Here is a 16,774-nt window from a genome sequence, read left to right as displayed (position 1 = left end):
CCGCTATGTAATTACTGGATTTCTAGCGAAATTTCATATCTTTCTATCTCTACATAGATCCTTTAGTATGCAACTAGAACACAATACCTTGCTGCATCTAGTTTTGTTATATACATACGCTATTGTTTGAATCCATCCTGATAATTCTTTAAACGCCTCCTGAAACCTGTAGTATGAGCATACATATCTTGATGTACATAAATTACATACATATTTTTCACACAAGTCCTTTCTTGGTAACTCTGTAACAATATCTGATGTTGATTCAAATCTCTTTAGAAAACTTATCAAATTCCTATCTATAGGAGCATATAGTGTACTCTTTTTCACGAAAAGCATATATGCATTAAAGACTTTCAGACCCACACCTTTTATACCTAACAGAAGCTTTTTGAGTAAATATACATCGTTTAGAGATAGAATATTGTCTCTTAATTTCATGTATATCCTTAGAACATTTATTAGTTCATAGATCTGGTAGCTTTTGCCAATATATTCTGAGACTTCTCTCATACCAATATTTAATAAAGCAGATATACAATCATACCCCTCTAATACATTTCTAATCCATCTAACAACATTTGAGTGAAAGTTTGTGTTTTTGGATAAAATTATGGATGAAAATATTTCTACATCGTCTTGAGAAGATGTAGCTATACCAAACCATTCATATTTTTCAACAAGTCTTTCAACAACATCTCTATATCTTCTACTAACATTAGATGCTATACGTTTTGGTAGAGACCATAGACCTAGAATTTCTTCTGCATATTCTAGACATTCTGTATTACTATGATATAGCTTAATTTTATCGTTATTTTTTTCTATTACGAGTCCTGCACAATTACCCCAACGTTTCTTTACTTTGTCTCTACATATATCAAGTAATGGTGATACAAAAGACGGATAAAAAAGTAGCTCGAGGTCTAGTTCTGGATTAACATTTATCGTCCTCATGATCCTACAGTTGTTCTAGATATTTCAGCATAGAAATGAGGTTTCTTGGAGGATTTACAGCTAATGCTACCGCTCCTATTAGCACTATATCTTCTCCGAGAGATGTCAATTCTATTCTTGGTCTATGCGTGACCACGCCTTTCGAATTCTCGATACCCCTTCTTATAGGCTCAACAACAAGTGTTTGAGGATTCTTAAGCGCTATAGCGCCTCCAACAGTAACTATCTCCGGATCGTAAGCATTTATTACGTTTTCGAATCCAGCAATATTGTATTTATTGATTTCATTAACAATCTTGAGAGCAAGTTTATCGCCTTTAGATGCTTCTCTGTATATCATCTCAGACGTTAGTTTTTGCTCGATAAACGCTCTATATATTGGTGAACCTTTCTCTTCAACATCTAGTTCGGAATCCCTTATAATGTTTGAAGCAAATCTCGGAATATTTGCGCCACCCGCATAGGCTTCCCAATGACCTCTGCCACCGCAGCCACATTCCATTCTACCTTCAACATCTATAACCATATGTCCTACTTCGTGCGCGTTACCCATTTTACCCAAAAGTAGTATATCGTTTACAATGATCCCACCTCCTATACCTGTACTCAAAGTTATGTAAACTATGTTGCTTTTGTCTCGACCTAAACCAAATAGCTTTTCCCCCCATACAGCAGCAATACAGTCATTTGCAACAATCACAGGTTTTTTGAATTCCTCTATAAGCGGTTTACCTAATTCAAACACATGTATAGGTATATTAGGTGCTCCTATTACAGTACCTTTAGGTAGATCTAGAGGTCCCGCTGTACCTATACCGATAGCCTCGATATCTTGAACATAACCAGAAAATCTATTCCAAATTATCTCAGCTATAGTGTTTGCAATTGTGTATCTATCTCCTTCCCTAGGAGTTGACATAGTGTATCTCTTGGTTATAGAGCCATCTTTTGAAGCTAGTGCTATTCTAATCCATGTACCTCCTATATCAACCCCTATAACGTATCCCATATTCTCACTCCACCACCTTTCTTCAGTACTCTTACCGTTCATCATTATTCAGATAGGAGGTGCAAACATCATCTAATTGTTGTCTACTTTAGCAAACTAAATATTTTGCTTAAAACCATATATCCGTTTTCGAAAACTCCAAACGATCCTTTAGTACAGCATTCTGCTTCTGTAAATCTAGTAAATTCATCGAATTTCTTTAAACGTTTGTGTGCTACTATGAATGGAACGGCATCACCACTATGTGCTTTTAGTTCTGGGGGTGTGCAATGATCTGATGTTACTATTACTACGACATTATTTAAATCGACGGATTTTATGAGGGGTTGAATATAGTATCTATCTATAGTCTCTATAGACATAACCTTCCTCTTTTTATCGCCATCATGCCCTGGTTCGTCTGGTCCCTTAAGATGTACATAAACAACATCATTCCTATTAAGAAGTTCCAGAGTTTTTTCTACTCGTTCTCTATACATATCTTCGGGTGCTCCTGAGATCGATACCCTGGATATATCCATGCCCAAAAGCACACCTATGCCAATTTCTACAGGCATTTCTGCAATAATTCCAAATGATTTTCCATAGACTTCTTTAATTGGTTGAATACTTGGTATTCTGTCTTCTGCATCTCTTAAGAGTAGAACATTAGCCTTCAGTAGTCCTTTCTCAGCTCTTTCAATATTTACTATATGTTTCTCTAAAATGTCTATAGCTTTAGATGTAAACACATTGACTAGCTCACATGTGGTTCTAGCTTCTTCAGAATCATCAAGTGGTCTACAAGGTGATACAGTAGACTCAAAACTCTTCAGGGCTACTGAAATCCTTCCTTCTCTTGCATATGCTGGATCAGTATTAGATACATTTGCGTTTAACCTTCTACTTCTGCTACCTATGATCACAACAGCTCTGTGTCCTACTGTAGCTACAACTCTCGCATATCCATCATATACTTCAAGTTCCATACCATCTAAAGCCTTGGCTAATTCTTTTGCTTCTTCTGAAGAAAGATTTCTACCGACTCTTCTATCCAATATCCGTAATGTAGAGGGATCGATAGTAGCGAAATTAGCTCTAAAGGCTACTTCATAACCTTCTCTAATCTTTATACCAACGCCTAATGCCTCAAGAATGCCTCTACCTATGTTTATGTACTTTGGATCATATCCCAATATAGAGAATACGGCAGCATCACTCTCTGGCGGTATATTAGGGTCTATTGGATGAAAACATCCACCAACAGCGTATTGCGCTAGAACATCAAGACCTGGTGTATAGGCTAATTCCAGAGATGTAGGTCTGAATCTAATACCGTCTGCAGCCCCATCTATTACAACTAATAATATCTTGACCATATTTAATACCCTTGCCTCTAGAGTTTGTCGAAATAAAGATATGTATTTCGTATATAAAGATTAGACTCTTTCTTTGCTAAATAAATGCCCCAATTTGCTAAAGAAATCATTTAGAAATAAATACTGGGAATCACACCCATATAACTCGCTATGTTTGAGTGTAATCTATATCACTTAACTCCAAGTAGAGTGGTATTATGGAACAGTCAATAAATGTGAGAAAGATTATTAGGATTGGGGAAAGAAGTGTAGGCATAACGATACCAAAAGAATGGTTGGGTTTCCTCAACGTCGATATAGGTTCTTCAGTAGAAGTGACAATGGGTCCAGGCTATCTTCTAGTCAGACCTTTGACAATTACTCAACCTAAAATAGCAAACATGATTACTTTAAAGCATGAGGATATAAACCAGCTTGAAAAACTTATTGTTGCTAGCTATATCGAAGGATACGACATTATATCAATAGATGTTCCTAGGAGTATTGCTAGAGAAGTCTTCTATAGAATAGCTATGAGGTTGCCAGGCTCTATAGCTATGAACGGCGATATGTTCAAAATTAAGGTCTCTGTTGATGAACTCAATACAGATTTAAATGATATCCTAATCTCTATGAGAACAACTATAAACACTATGTTTGACATGCTTATAGATTATTTTGAGTCAGGCAACATTGAGAAACTTAAGGAGACAATAAAGGTAGATGATGATCTTGATAGATTCCACTTCTTGGGTATGAGAACGATAAAGAGAACATCATTTAGAGATCCTGTTACAGCACTTGAATACGCCATAATCATAAAAAGTCTAGAGCATATAGGTGATGCACTTGATCGTGTTTCAAACACATTTCTTAAAACGGGGCTGAACATAGTTAAATACGAGAAATGTCGCCAGAACTTCAAGAATATATTTGCAAAAGTATCCTCCTATGTCTCTAAAGCAATAAATTCTCTAATAATGCATAATATGCAGCAAGCTATGAAAGTATTGATACAACGTGAAGAACTATCAAATGAGATCTTATCCTCAGCTTCAGAATGTATAGATGTTACAGGTGTTTTAGCAGTATCACATGAAGCTATGGTAGCTGTATATGAAGCTGCTGAAATAGCTGAAATAGTTACACTTAAACTGTTAAGGGAGATGGGATCCAGCCAAAAGGGAAACATAATAAGAGATTAGACTATTTTTTTAACTACATCTATTATTACTTCTATATTATTCTCGATATATTTTATAACTTCATTTACTTTTTCTTCAAAATCTTTGCTAATAATCTCCTTCCTTAATATATCTTCGAACTCTTTGTAGTCAATCAGGTTCAGCTTGCCATCTCTATACGTTATATCCACATGAAGGTCTATATAGCTTATTGTCCTATTCTCCATACATATTTCTGGAGGTGTATTAATATTTATATAGATCCCTTTATCATTTCCATTAATACCAATATACCTGTGCACTATAAACCATTCATCTATGGGTATCAATGTTATCGCTATATCGCCGCGCTCTTTAGGTACACCTAGCCCATCATAAATCCCTGGAGTCTTGATAAATCTTTTGCCTATGATAGCTTTACCTAATTGTGTATCTACTACATTTACTATCTCTAAATCATTTAATTCTATTTTTTCTCCTGTAAACTTCCTATGAACAACTTTGAATATCTTCCCGATGGTGTTATCGGCTATAGCGTACCTCAATGCTCTATATAGAGACTTCTTGTCGAGATAGCTAGACATTCTATCAATTATATCAACAAAACCATTATTCCTACACGATCTCGTTATGTGATGGCCTAAGGCTGTCGACATCACTCTATCTCTTATAATATCTAAGTACTCTTTTGAAGGTCTTGATAACCTAATGAATGCTATAGCCTCGCCCTCAATAACAACATCACCTACACTATATTTCCCGATACCCAGATTTTGTAACACTTGTAGAGCTTCTTCTAAATCTTTGGCAATTTTCTCAAGTTCTGCTGATTTAGCTGAACTTCTCCATCTTATGCTGTAGCCCATCCTGAGTATATGATTCGATAAAGTCGAAAGCGTAGATCTTCTTTCCGGATCCTTTATGTGTTCGCTAAAGAAAACCTTACTCATACCATCATCAAGCAACACTACAGTATCTTTTAGTATGGAGATTCCTGGAAAAGCTATGGCAGTTCTATTCGATGATACTGCAGGTTTCACAATATGCACGATTACTGGTTCACCTTCTATACAGTGTCTATAGTTTTGAACCATAAGCATCATGTCATTAAACATGGCGATACATTGATTATCTTTAAAACCTTTTGCTTGTGCTACAACTGTTGTGTAAGGTCCGTACCTATTTATTTCACGGCCTATATATGGGACACTAGATACTATAATGTTGAACAGCTCTTCCACAGCCTTACTTAGACCAACTATAACTATAGTACTTGGATCATCATTGCTAGTCTTTACAGTTGCATGCGGTACTTCTTCCCTTCTGGGAGGTAGGGAAAATCTTTGGGCTAATTGTTCAGAAAGATCAACAAGCTTATGACCTGAGTCCATGATTATTTTTGCAATAGCCGTTGAATAAGGTCCTCTAACTCTGTATGTATACGTCATTGCTTCCACACTTAATCTTTAACGGTTTCAAGAATCGAGATAGCGGACCATAGCAGCGTTCTTGCATGCAAAGGCATATTAGGATCTTGACCCACTTCATCGAGTATGCCAACAGCGTTAGCTGCACGTACACCAGGTGAGAGCTGTTTTTCATTTAAGGCTCTTATAGCAAACATAGCTGCTCTTCTAATATTTCTAGGAATTGATGGATCATTCATTATTCTCGTTAATATCATTAGCGCTTGCCTAATCTTGGCTTCATTATCGTATACAGCTTGTCTAATATTAAACCTTTTATCAATCTTAGTGTTTCCCTGGGACTCCACATTTTCTTGATCAAAGTACATGGATCTCACCCTTCAATCAACATTTTACTGGTTTGGCTTCTAAGACTTTGATATTAGCTGAACTCTAGCAAAGCTATACTCTAAAAATATAAAAAGTTTTAATATTGTTAGACGCTTTATATAGTTAAAAAAGATTAGGTGTACATAATGATTACTGTAAGGTGGCATGGACATGCATGTTTTGAGATTGTGACATCTAGTGGACTGGTTATAGTTATAGATCCTCATGATGGAAAAAGTCTCGGTCTAAAGACTCCACAGGTTTCAGCAGATGTAGTTCTTATAACACATGAGCATTTCGATCATAATGCTTACGCTGTTGTTGCAAAGCCTGGTGCTAAGGTGTTCTCTATGAGTGTTGGTGAAAAATTTGTTGATAATATTAAGATAGTGGGTATAGAAACGTATCATGATAAAGATAGAGGTAAGCGGAGAGGAAGAAACGTTCTGTATAAAGTTGTAGTAGATGATATATCTATTCTTCATTTAGGTGATCTAGGTCATATTTTTAATGGGGATCTAGCCTCTAAACTCAAGCCCATCGATATGGTTATGGTGCCTGTTGGAGGGGTTTTCACTATAGATGGTAAAGAGGCCTGGAAAGTGGTAGAGGTTCTGGATCCGAATATTGTTATTCCTATGCATTACTGGATACAAGGTTTAGAGCTTCCACTAAAACCTGTAGACGAGTTTCTAGAGCAAGCTCCGAAAGACTGGAATATAAATAGAGTTGAATATAATTCTATATATATAGATAGAAGTACAATAAAGCCTAAGACAGTATATGTATTAAACTATTCCTTATAACAAAGGTTCACTACATACAACATTAATGCAACAATAAATCAGTTTTTTAACGATTACCATTATAGTGTGTCAATGAACAGTACTTCTATACCTACCTTGTTCGTTAAACTTTTAAATAAAACAAGATTTAAATGTAGTGAGAATACTGCTGATTGAACATTAAATGGTGTTGAAAGTTGTCATGGGAATCGTATGGAACTATAAGAGTGCCCTGGGTTCCAACACGTGAAGAACTTTTAGATATAATAATGAGGTTAGCTAACGTGAAAGATGATGACGTGTTCTATGATCTTGGATGTGGTGATGGTAGAGTTGTTATAAGGGCTTTAAAAGAAGGTGCCAAAAAAGGTATATGTGTAGAGCTAAATTCAACACTTATAGAGAAGGCCAAGGGTAACGCAAAACTAGAGAATGTTGTAGATAGAATAGAGTTTATTAACAATGACTTCTTTAAAGTTCCTTTATCGAATGCGACTATCATCTATATGTACTTACTGACATCTGTCAACAAAGCTCTCAAGCCCAAACTAGAGAGTGAACTTGTTCCCGGCGCCAGGGTTGTCACATTAGATTTCGAGATACCTGGATGGAAACCTGTGCAGATTGTTGAGGTATCGCTACCTATGAGAACCGCCAGACTGTTTCTCTACATAAAAGGTGTGAGCGACAGATAAGTTATTCTATCCCGGAAACTTTTTTCGCTTCCTCGATTATCTTTAGAGCCTCTGAAGAGGCCTTTATTGCTACTCCCTTCATTTCTACGCTATTCTCTATCTCCAGAACAAGACTTTTCGAAACATCATTCAATCTATCTACAAGAACTGAAAGTATCGGTGGACCATATTTCATATTCTTTTTGAGTATCTTGACGACATCTTTTAGTGCTACTGCTGCCGCAACAGCATTACCTGATATTGTGAGTGTTTCAAGTCGTAGTATTATGCCTTCCAGAAATATAGAGATAGAGTCCAGATGCTTGTGTAGAATCTTGAGAGATCCTACCTCTTTTTCTACATTTCTTATTTTCTCGGGAAATATCTTGGATGTTTTAGCTATGTATTCGTTGTATTGATCAATATTTTTATTGACAACAGACTTATAGTAGTTGACTTTATTGTTTAGCTCCCTAAGTATAGCTATACTAAGTAGCACCTTAGACCTTATCGTTGATACCACTAGCATCACTAAGAATAAATATAGCTTGTTTACAGTTATTAACTGTGAAACACTTCAGCTGAATATCTATCATATCTATCTATCTAGTTCCTGCATACCATTTCGAGAGCTTCTGGACTATCTGATGAACGAGATAGCGAAAGATTTATACTCTCTAAACGAAATATGAACTCTTTCTCTAATTCCTTCATTTTCTTTTTAGCATATATCAAAAACAACTTCAATAACGCCTTCACGGGCGTAAAGTATGCTTTCGATAGATAGTATCTATTGATTATATCCTCAGCCCATCTAACAGTATGCCAAAACGCTATCCTCATCGCTTCAGCATGTTCGTGTGTATAATTGAGACCAGTGATACCGCCTTCAGAACTCTTTAGAGCACCCATAGGCACAAATATCATGGGAACAATGATGCTTCTATAGTTCTTTAGCCTTTCTAACAGCTCTATTGTTTTAACAACATCTTCAGGTTCTTCTCCAGGAAATCCCAGGATAAATGTTGCTGCAGGTATTATGTTATGATCATGCATAATCGAGAACGCCTCTTCAACTACGTTGGGCCAGTCAGCTGGTTTAAATGGTGCAGCTTTTGCAGGCATAATTATCTGTGCGAGTCTTGGGGACCCTGTTTCTATTCCTACTTCAACACCCAAGTAATTTTGCTCGAGGTTGGAGTAAATTATCTCCGTAACTCTAGTTATTAGCTTGTGTCTCCTTTGAGCAATAACTATAGCTGCTAAAGAAGCGTGCGCCCACGCTAACGTCTTAGTTCTCTTCACAACTTCTTCATGTAGTTTTACTACCGCATCAGGGTTAGGCTCTATTCCTAGTGCTCCATAGAGTACAACATCTTCGCTATGGAGAATTGTATGATCTATTTCATGAGAAATGTTAACCTCTATCTCCTTCAATATTCTCTCTATAGGTATGTGTCTCAAAGGTCTAAGCGTAACACTACAGAATTTACATCCTCTCGGGCAACCTCTCGTTATCTCTACAAGACCGTTAACACTTGGAGCCTTTATCAGAGGTATTTCATCAATACCTGGGGATTCCTTTGCCCCTATAGATATATACCTAGGTACTGGTTCACCATTCATAATCTTCTCAACTATATCGATAATTAGTTTATCTGCCTCACCCTCAACAACGACGTCAATACCCCACTTCTCCACGAGCTCAGATTCCCATAACCATTGCCATGCTGCAGGACCTCCTACAACAATCTTTGCTCCATTCTTCTTCATAGCCCTAACTGCTCCACTTTCCATCAACCTGAAGAAACTTCTTCTATTAACCGGCTCTTTCTTTGTTATAAGCCACCATTCAGAACTTGGAGGACCGTAAGCAAAATAGTCATGGTGACCTATCATCAGTATCTTGACCTTATCTGCATATCTGTTCAGATAATCAGGATCTATTATGTATGCATTGAATCCAGCATCCTGAAGTGCTGCTTCTATCTTTCTTAACCCATAGGGTGCTTCTATGGGTCGTCCATATCTATCCACCTTTGGTTTGGGACAGCATATGTACATCCATAGCGATTCGGGGAAAACAATAGGGGGTGCTGTAGCTATGAATCCTAGGAACTCTTTTCTGTGGTGATTTGTCATCATGGATCTATCTGTGGTTATCGCTATATCTACATTGAGATTCATTCTATAACCTCAATTCATAGTCAATAATCTTTATAATCTGTTTATATACCTAGTGTTAATTAAGTTAAATAGAGAGTGCATGTATGTACTAGGTGAGATAGCAATGAATATTAAAAGGAAGAGGGTGACCGCTATAGTTAATGCATGGAGCAGAATAGTCAAGGAAAATATACTAACTAGAGAACAAGCTGTAGATATACTAAAGAAGAGCTATGAAGAGATGGGCATCGAGCCTATAAGAGGTTCTAGTGCCTCTCCAGATCTATACGATAAAGATATGGCGTCTCTATACATCATCGGAAAGCTTGGTTTAGCAATAAATGAAGAGCTTGCTAAAGAGATTATTGAAAACATCTTTTCTATAGAGATTTTGCTTGAAAAAGTAGTAGATATAATAAAGAAAGTTGCAAGCTATGATGAACTCTGTAGAGATTATTCAGAGATATGTAAAAATCTAGATGATAGACTTGCGGCAAGACTGCTTAGATACATCTTCACAATGTATTACTTCGGTTTTATAGATAGAGCATCATACTTTGAGATGTTGAGGAAGACATATATAGTGCTAAGACCTTTAGAAGAGACTGTAAAACGTTTCATAAGGTTTGTTATAGCTTACGAAGTAGGTAAAAAGATGTCTGAAAATGAGATCAAGAATAAGACTAGTCTAAACATGGTTAAGAACATGATAGCTCTCGATATAGGGATCCCGCATACACTACCATCAACAAGATACATAATCGATGTTGCTAAACATTTCTTCGAGATTCCTCAGAATCTTGTCAATAGCTTAAAAAGTGAGAACAAGTAACATTGTGAAGAGGTGTTACCTAGTGATTGGTGTGACAACAGAGAAGGTGTATATAGTTAAGAAGGGATCAAAGAGAATTGTTGTAGAGTTGTGTAGAACATCTGATGGAAAATTATTTATAGTACCTCTAGAGACTCTTCAACATAAATATGTAACGAAAGAGGAAGAAGAAAAAGAATGGGCCTATGATACGACAAAGGCAGAGGAAGTAGACTATATGTCTCTACCTCAGAACATCAGGAAAGCACTTTCACACCTACCTATGCTCTGAACAACAGGTTTTATCAGAGGCAAACTTTTTAGCAGTATAGTTGTAATAAGCATTTTATAGAGATTGTATGGCCGATATGTCAAAACGCAGTGTTAATAATGTCTAAAGAACTCGGTACTGAAAAAAGTATAGTTTATGCCAAAGAACTCGATGATAAATACGTACTTAGTTTTCTGCTTGAACCTATAGCTACATGGTTTAAGGAACGCTACAAATCTTTAACTCCACCACAAAAAATGGCTATACCTTACATAAAACAAGGACATAATGTACTTATCTCAAGTCCAACAGGTACAGGCAAAACCTTAGCGGCATTCATACCCATAATAGATGATCTAATTAGGTATAACCTTAATGGTGAACTTGGAGATTATGTCTATGCTCTTTATGTATCCCCATTGAGAGCCTTGAACAACGATATGAGGAAGAACCTTATAGCCCCTATCACAGATATTAATGAATACGTAAGGAAGTGGTGCAATAGAGATACTAGCTTAAGAGTTGGTGTCAGAACTAGCGATACCCTTCCTAATGAAAAGGCTAGAATGCTTCGAGAACCACCACATATACTGATTACTACACCCGAAAGCCTTGCTTTAATACTTAATGCTCCAAAATTTAGAGAGAAACTAAGGAACGTTAGATGGGTCATAATCGATGAAATACACGAATTAGCTGGTAATAAACGTGGATCACATTTAGCGTTATCGCTTGAACGACTCATAGATCTTACAGATAAGGAGTTTCAGAGAATAGGATTGAGCGCAACTATATCACCTTTAGAAGAGGTGGCTAGATTCTTAACCGGGTTCAATAATAGTGGTGAACCTAGGCCTGTGGTTATTGTTGATGCTAGATTCACGAAACCGATAGACATAGATGTCCTGTGCCCAAAAATGGATCTAGTGTACACACCTGCTTCAGTTCTGAATGAAGCTATATACGATATTTTGGCAAAACTTGTTCTCGAAAACCGTACAACACTTATCTTCACGAATACCCGTAGTGCTACAGAAAGAGTTGTCTATAAACTTAAGAAGATATTGAGCAGTAATGGGGTACTCGATGCAGATAGTGTTGAAGCTCATCACAGCAGCCTCAGTAGGGAGATAAGGCTTGAGGTAGAAGATAAGCTAAAGAGAGGAGAACTAAAGGTTGCTGTATCTTCTACAAGTCTTGAACTAGGTATAGATATAGGCTATATTGATCTAGTAGCTCTTTTGAGTAGTCCAAAAAGTGTTACCAGACTTCTACAAAGAGTTGGAAGAGCAGGACATAATGCATATGCTGTAAGTAGAGGTGCTATAGTTGTTGTCGATAGAGATGATCTTATAGAGTGCACAGTACTAGCTAAATTAGCGAGGGAGAGAAAGATAGATAACGTAAAGATACCGCTAAAACCACTAGATGTATTAGTGCAACACGTAGTTGGTATGTCTCTTGAGAAACCTAGGTCTATTCAGGAAATTCTGGGTATCGTTAAAAGAGCTTACCCCTATAGAGAACTAACCGAAGAAGATCTCATGAGCGTTATAAACTATTTAGCGGGTAAATATCCTGGTCTAGAGGACTATAATGTGTATGCAAAGATTAGGTTTGATGAAGAAACGAAAACTGTTGGTAGAAAAAGAGGTGCCAGAATGATATACCAACTTAATGTCGGCGTCATACCTGATGAAGCTAAAATACCTGTAATATCATATGAAGAGAATAGAAAGAAATATGTTGGAGACCTCGAAGAAGGTTTTGTAGAGATTCTCAGTCCTGGAGACATCTTCGTATTAGGAGGTAAGACATATAGGATTTTAGCAATTCATCCAACACATATATACGTGTTACCAGCTGAAGGAGAGAAACCTACTGTACCAACATGGTTTTCCGAAATGCTACCTCTTTCTTATGACTCAGCACTTGAGGTAGGTATGTTTAGAAGGAATCTAGCTGTACTAATAGATCATCTTCCTAGAGAAAAAGTTCTAGAGATTCTTGTTAAAGAGTATGGGCTAGAGAAACATGCTGCTGAATATATCTACGATTACGTTCATCAGCAACTACAGTACATGGAAATGATCCCCTCTAATGAACTTATTGTCATAGAGGTATGGAGAGATTTAGAGATGAGATCTATAAACATAATATTCCATGCATTATTTGGCAGGAGAGTTAATGATGTTCTTTCGAGAGTTTATGCATACATGCTCAGCAAGAAACTTGGAGAAAATGTTAGAATAACCGTGACAGATAACGGATTTATACTAACGCTAAAGAGCTTAGCTATATCTGATAGCATGTTGAAAGACCTCATCAATGATATAGTAGAAAAGATTACAGAAGATCTAGTCGAGAAAATAGCTAGAAAAGCTGTCAGGAGTACAGAGCTCTTCAAGAAGAGATTCAGACATTGTGCTGAAAGAGCCTTCATGCTTCTCAGAAGATATAAAGGTATTGACGTAGCTCTAGCCAGAAGACAAATAAATGCTGAAAAACTTATAGAAGTTGTAGAGAAATACCATAAGTTTCCCATAATCGAAGAAACATATAGAGAGATACTGGAAGACTTTATGGATCTTACACATGCTAAAGAAGTCATCAGGAAGATACACTCTAAAGAAATAAAGATAGCCTACACATTTAGTCATTACGCGCCTAGCCCATTTGCACACAACATTGTCGCATATGGATATAGCGATGTTGTTTTAATGGAAGACAAGAGAAAGATTATAGCAAAACTACAAGAAATTGTAAAGAGATATCTAGAACAAAAAGTCGTTAACAAGTAAATACATAAGATTGTTCTCGATCATCAAGAACATCAACCTCAAACACCAATCCTCTGTATCGAGTATATGACTATCGTTTCCTCGATAATCGATATAGATGATGATTCATTTAGAATAACTAGGTACATAACTGTATATCGCTGATAAGTATCCATTAGATATCCGTAAGGAAAAGAACATCAACTATGTCTTGTCTATCTACACTATAAAGTTCTAATACATCGCTAATGATTTGATTTTCAAGTATCTAGCTCTTCTTATAGAATCTAGCATATGTAGCATACATATCACGTGGTGCTAAAGATACTGCTCCTGTAGGGCAATTAGTTGTACATGCTCTACATGTAACACAGTTTTCAGGATTTACGGCAATAGATTTCCTGTTAACAATCTTAAATACATTATTTGTGCATACCGCTACACATTTGCCACATCCAATACATTTTGTTTGATTTACCCATACTTTTTGCCTCAAGATATCTCCACCATAACTATCTCGTAATCAAGATAACCTAAACCCTTTCTATAACCAGCCTCCACCTGAATATATGGATCTTTGGCATGCAGTTTAAAGAACTTGTTTTCTCTCGGTTTTATATCTGCTTTCTCGGCTATAGATCTAGGAACAACAGGTGCTTCGTTAATCATATCTAGTGTTGCTTTCTCTAGAGCTACAACATCTTCTGATGCCAGTATCCCTATATCAGGAACTATAGGTATATCTGACCATGGAGCACAATCGCATGTGGGTATTATATCGAGTGCGTAGTTTATGTGAAACACTTTCCTAGGCTTGTTAAGGATAACACCATGGAATGCATCAACTAGTGCTTCTTGAAATGCTCTACCATAATTATCGAGTTGCTCGAGATTATGTACCTCTCTTCGTGTATTAGGTCCTGTGCAACCCATAGCTATATTCTTTATGGCTCCACCATAGCCCGAGGCTGGATGACCTTTGCTATGGGCAAAGTTTATAATGACATCGGCATAGTATACATTCCCACCAACCTCTACCTCATTCAACCTTAACGCATTAGGTACGTGAACCTTTACAACATCGTGTTCCTTTATACCCGAAACAGGTATTAATGGTGCTCCAACAGCTTCATAGCCATATCCATTCTCTATACCAACTATAACGTGGTTAAGACCCCATGTATCTGTTAGAAACGGTACTCCACCGACACTTTTAACATAATCAACAAGTATTTTAACGAATATTGTCCTAATGGTTCTAAAACCTCCATGAGACATATCACCTACATGTAACTTTATGGCAACAGTATTGCCTGGCTCTATAATGCTACTTAACGACGACTTCTCCAGCAGATTCTTGAATTTGAAAGACAAACTATACTTTTCATCTAGCTGCTCAAGTTGGGCTGAGGCAAAAAGTACAACACTTTTCCCCATACAGCTCTCCCAATAACATGTATATTAGAGCCCTCGGTTTAGGAACCAATATAAATGTATATGAAAAATACTATTAGAACAGACCATCAGGACATTCATAAGGATCTTAACCACAAATCTACATATCCATATGATGTGCATCTCATTGAATCTCCATAACCATGTATGATAATAATCAGCATTTAAAAACTCTAGTGCGGGGGGTGGGATTTGAACCCACGCAGGCCTACGCCAGCGGGTCTTAAGCCCGCCCCCTTTGACCTAGCTCGGGCACCCCCGCACTACTTGTTTCCCGAAATTATATTAACCAGTTTTTAGGGGTTAAATGTTTATTTACCTATTGGGTGATGACGAGGTACGAGCGTGTTGAATTGTGATAGATGTCAAGGTTACTGAACCCATGATAATGATTACGTGTGGTATCGGTAACGAGGAAAGTGTATGTAGTGAGGTATTAGACATACTATTTAGTTATGGTATTGAAGCTAGATGTTCATGGTTTTCTGGTAGAGGTTTTGTTGTGGTATACATGGAAAGGCAACTCAATGTATATACTGTTGTTAGGTACATAGTCTCTAGAAATGTTAGAGGCTACTGGGTAATACCTATTGATTTTGTGTGTTCTACAAGTTATGAACATATAGCGAGAAGTGTTGTAGATGCTATTCTATTGAAGGGATATAGACTCCCGATAAAAGCTATAGGAAGATGTAGAAAGCGTGGCAACATTATAGACTCCTGTTCTTCATTACTAAGATATATTGGCAATATTATCGAGAATCTCGGTATAGCCGTAATTGACTTTAGGAACTATGAGTATATCATTAGGATTGAGGTAGTTTATGAGAACACCTTTATATCTATATACAGCAGAAGCGATGAGAATTTGTTTAGGATTAAGAGGCCTAATGTTATCTAGAAAGCGCCTTAACTATATGTAGAGATGTTGACCATATCTCGTCATCTATATGCGATAGATTTTCTATACCTCTACCTTTCATATTAGGAGCTATATCTATGGAATTAACTAGAGCTATACCTACTGCCACGATATATCTTTCTCCAGGCTCCATTATAGCCACTATATCTCCTTTGCTAAAGCTCTTGTTTATCTTCTTTATACCAGGTATCATTAAGTCTGCCCCTCTTTTCAAAGGAGCTATAGCACCTTCATCTGTTGTTACACTTGGTACAATAACAATCTTTTTGCTACTATATAGCATATTCAGTACATATAGTGTTGGCATATAGATGTCTCTATCTAGCTTCCTAAATAACGCCGGTATTGAATCAAATACTATTATTTCAAACCTACTGCCTACGACTAGCTTAACCTCTTCATGCTCCCTAATTATTTCCAAGAAAATCGGGTCTATATATTTTCTATTCTCAAGAAACGTCAGAATGCTCTTTACAGCTTTTTTAGAGAGGTACTGTATCTTAAGCCCTGACATACCTTCAGCACCTCTTAAAGTCCATAGAGTACCTAAGGCTATCTAACCCTGGTTCCTATACTGATGATCGTTGGCTATTTTTGTCAGAGTATCGACCCCTCGTCATCAATCCG

General features: G+C 36.9%; 17 protein-coding genes and 1 tRNA gene. 7 read left to right on the top strand and 11 right to left on the bottom strand.

The genetic code is table 11. The annotated features are described in order from the left end of the window. Positions 1-33 precede the first annotated feature (33 nt). From QXK50_00315 to QXK50_00305, 3 genes are all read right to left on the bottom strand, one after another. On the bottom strand, positions 34-957 hold the full coding sequence (locus QXK50_00315) for a hypothetical protein (protein MEM2007605.1): 924 nt from the start codon (positions 955-957) through the stop codon (positions 34-36). A 4-nt stretch (positions 958-961) separates the two neighbouring features. Then, the gene (locus tag QXK50_00310; protein MEM2007604.1) at positions 962-1,966 is read right to left on the bottom strand and encodes an ROK family protein; all 1,005 of its coding nucleotides are present in this window, start codon (positions 1,964-1,966) and stop codon (positions 962-964) included. Positions 1,967-2,049: 83 nt separating this feature from the next. Further along, positions 2,050-3,324: an alkaline phosphatase family protein gene (locus QXK50_00305; GenBank protein MEM2007603.1), complete on the bottom strand. Its 1,275-nt coding sequence runs from the start codon at positions 3,322-3,324 to the stop codon at positions 2,050-2,052. Between the two features lie 197 nt (positions 3,325-3,521). On the opposite strand from QXK50_00305, the gene QXK50_00300 reads away from it, so the two are divergent. Continuing rightward, positions 3,522-4,508 carry a phosphate uptake regulator PhoU gene (locus QXK50_00300; GenBank protein ID MEM2007602.1) on the top strand — a complete coding sequence of 329 codons (987 nt, stop codon included), beginning with the start codon at positions 3,522-3,524 and terminating at the stop codon, positions 4,506-4,508. On the opposite strand, the gene QXK50_00295 is transcribed toward QXK50_00300, so the two are convergent. Next, the gene (locus QXK50_00295) at positions 4,505-5,935 is read right to left on the bottom strand and encodes a DUF402 domain-containing protein (protein MEM2007601.1); all 1,431 of its coding nucleotides are present in this window, start codon (positions 5,933-5,935) and stop codon (positions 4,505-4,507) included. The two genes, QXK50_00300 and QXK50_00295, sit on opposite strands and share 4 nt — an antisense overlap. 11 nt (positions 5,936-5,946) lie before the next feature. Then, entirely contained in the window at positions 5,947-6,219 is a 273-nt protein-coding gene (locus QXK50_00290; protein ID MEM2007600.1) for a UPF0147 family protein, read from the bottom strand. A gap of 210 nt (positions 6,220-6,429) precedes the next feature. Between QXK50_00290 and QXK50_00285 the strand changes: the two genes are divergently transcribed. Both QXK50_00285 and QXK50_00280 read left to right on the top strand, forming a co-directional pair. Then, positions 6,430-7,089 (top strand): MBL fold metallo-hydrolase, encoded by a 660-nt coding sequence (locus tag QXK50_00285; GenBank protein ID MEM2007599.1) that lies wholly within the window; start codon positions 6,430-6,432, stop codon positions 7,087-7,089. A gap of 176 nt (positions 7,090-7,265) precedes the next feature. After that, positions 7,266-7,763, top strand: a complete 498-nt coding sequence (locus QXK50_00280) for a class I SAM-dependent methyltransferase (protein MEM2007598.1) — start codon at positions 7,266-7,268, stop codon at positions 7,761-7,763. A gap of 1 nt (position 7,764) precedes the next feature. On the opposite strand, the gene QXK50_00275 is transcribed toward QXK50_00280, so the two are convergent. Further along, positions 7,765-8,265: a hypothetical protein gene (locus tag QXK50_00275; GenBank protein MEM2007597.1), complete on the bottom strand. Its 501-nt coding sequence runs from the start codon at positions 8,263-8,265 to the stop codon at positions 7,765-7,767. A gap of 83 nt (positions 8,266-8,348) precedes the next feature. Continuing rightward, positions 8,349-9,929 carry a radical SAM protein gene (locus QXK50_00270; protein ID MEM2007596.1) on the bottom strand — a complete coding sequence of 527 codons (1,581 nt, stop codon included), beginning with the start codon at positions 9,927-9,929 and terminating at the stop codon, positions 8,349-8,351. Positions 9,930-10,032: 103 nt separating this feature from the next. Here QXK50_00270 and QXK50_00265 point away from each other — a divergent pair, with 103 nt between their 5' ends. The 3 genes from QXK50_00265 to QXK50_00255 all read left to right on the top strand — a co-directional run bounded on the left by QXK50_00265 (position 10,033) and on the right by QXK50_00255 (position 13,791). Beyond that, positions 10,033-10,740, top strand: coding sequence for a DUF2192 domain-containing protein (locus QXK50_00265; GenBank protein ID MEM2007595.1), 708 nt, complete (start codon positions 10,033-10,035; stop codon positions 10,738-10,740). A 22-nt stretch (positions 10,741-10,762) separates the two neighbouring features. Continuing rightward, the gene (locus QXK50_00260) at positions 10,763-11,011 is read left to right on the top strand and encodes a hypothetical protein (GenBank protein MEM2007594.1); all 249 of its coding nucleotides are present in this window, start codon (positions 10,763-10,765) and stop codon (positions 11,009-11,011) included. A gap of 98 nt (positions 11,012-11,109) precedes the next feature. Continuing rightward, positions 11,110-13,791, top strand: a complete 2,682-nt coding sequence (locus tag QXK50_00255) for an ATP-dependent helicase (protein ID MEM2007593.1) — start codon at positions 11,110-11,112, stop codon at positions 13,789-13,791. Between the two features lie 247 nt (positions 13,792-14,038). Here the strand turns inward: QXK50_00255 and QXK50_00250 are convergent, their stop codons facing one another. The 3 genes from QXK50_00250 to QXK50_00240 all read right to left on the bottom strand — a co-directional run bounded on the left by QXK50_00250 (position 14,039) and on the right by QXK50_00240 (position 15,487). Beyond that, complete coding sequence (locus QXK50_00250; GenBank protein MEM2007592.1) at positions 14,039-14,266, bottom strand: 4Fe-4S binding protein; 228 nt, start codon at positions 14,264-14,266, stop codon at positions 14,039-14,041. After that, entirely contained in the window at positions 14,263-15,207 is a 945-nt protein-coding gene (locus QXK50_00245; protein MEM2007591.1) for a DUF362 domain-containing protein, read from the bottom strand. The genes QXK50_00250 and QXK50_00245 overlap by 4 nt, the downstream gene beginning before the upstream one ends. 195 nt (positions 15,208-15,402) lie before the next feature. Beyond that, positions 15,403-15,487: transfer RNA gene (locus tag QXK50_00240), tRNA-Leu, on the bottom strand. Between the two features lie 93 nt (positions 15,488-15,580). On the opposite strand from QXK50_00240, the gene QXK50_00235 reads away from it, so the two are divergent. Next, the gene (locus tag QXK50_00235) at positions 15,581-16,126 is read left to right on the top strand and encodes a THUMP domain-containing protein (GenBank protein MEM2007590.1); all 546 of its coding nucleotides are present in this window, start codon (positions 15,581-15,583) and stop codon (positions 16,124-16,126) included. Here QXK50_00235 and QXK50_00230 read toward each other — a convergent pair. Then, positions 16,119-16,661 carry a PUA domain-containing protein gene (locus QXK50_00230; GenBank protein ID MEM2007589.1) on the bottom strand — a complete coding sequence of 181 codons (543 nt, stop codon included), beginning with the start codon at positions 16,659-16,661 and terminating at the stop codon, positions 16,119-16,121. The two genes, QXK50_00235 and QXK50_00230, sit on opposite strands and share 8 nt — an antisense overlap. Positions 16,662-16,774: the final 113 nt, after the last annotated feature.

It is taken from the genome of Ignisphaera sp. (genome assembly GCA_038831005.1).
Classification (GTDB): domain Archaea; phylum Thermoproteota; class Thermoprotei_A; order Sulfolobales; family Ignisphaeraceae; genus Ignisphaera.
The sequence above is the reverse complement of the archived record's forward strand: the minus strand, read 5'-3'. Positions and strand labels throughout refer to the sequence as shown.

Bases quoted from the DNA above. Each gene is read 5' to 3' on its own strand.
- QXK50_00315 (MEM2007605.1), bottom strand. From the start codon at position 957: ATGAGGACGATAAATGTTAATCCAGAACTAGACCTCGAGCTACTTTTT.
- QXK50_00310 (MEM2007604.1), bottom strand. From the start codon at position 1,966: ATGGGATACGTTATAGGGGTTGATATAGGAGGTACATGGATTAGAATA.
- QXK50_00305 (MEM2007603.1), bottom strand. From the start codon at position 3,324: ATGGTCAAGATATTATTAGTTGTAATAGATGGGGCTGCAGACGGTATT.
- QXK50_00300 (MEM2007602.1), top strand. From the start codon at position 3,522: ATGGAACAGTCAATAAATGTGAGAAAGATTATTAGGATTGGGGAAAGA.
- QXK50_00295 (MEM2007601.1), bottom strand. From the start codon at position 5,935: ATGACGTATACATACAGAGTTAGAGGACCTTATTCAACGGCTATTGCA.
- QXK50_00285 (MEM2007599.1), top strand. From the start codon at position 6,430: ATGATTACTGTAAGGTGGCATGGACATGCATGTTTTGAGATTGTGACA.
- QXK50_00270 (MEM2007596.1), bottom strand. From the start codon at position 9,929: ATGAATCTCAATGTAGATATAGCGATAACCACAGATAGATCCATGATG.
- QXK50_00265 (MEM2007595.1), top strand. From the start codon at position 10,033: ATGAATATTAAAAGGAAGAGGGTGACCGCTATAGTTAATGCATGGAGC.
- QXK50_00255 (MEM2007593.1), top strand. From the start codon at position 11,110: ATGTCTAAAGAACTCGGTACTGAAAAAAGTATAGTTTATGCCAAAGAA.
- QXK50_00245 (MEM2007591.1), bottom strand. From the start codon at position 15,207: ATGGGGAAAAGTGTTGTACTTTTTGCCTCAGCCCAACTTGAGCAGCTA.
- QXK50_00230 (MEM2007589.1), bottom strand. From the start codon at position 16,661: ATGTCAGGGCTTAAGATACAGTACCTCTCTAAAAAAGCTGTAAAGAGC.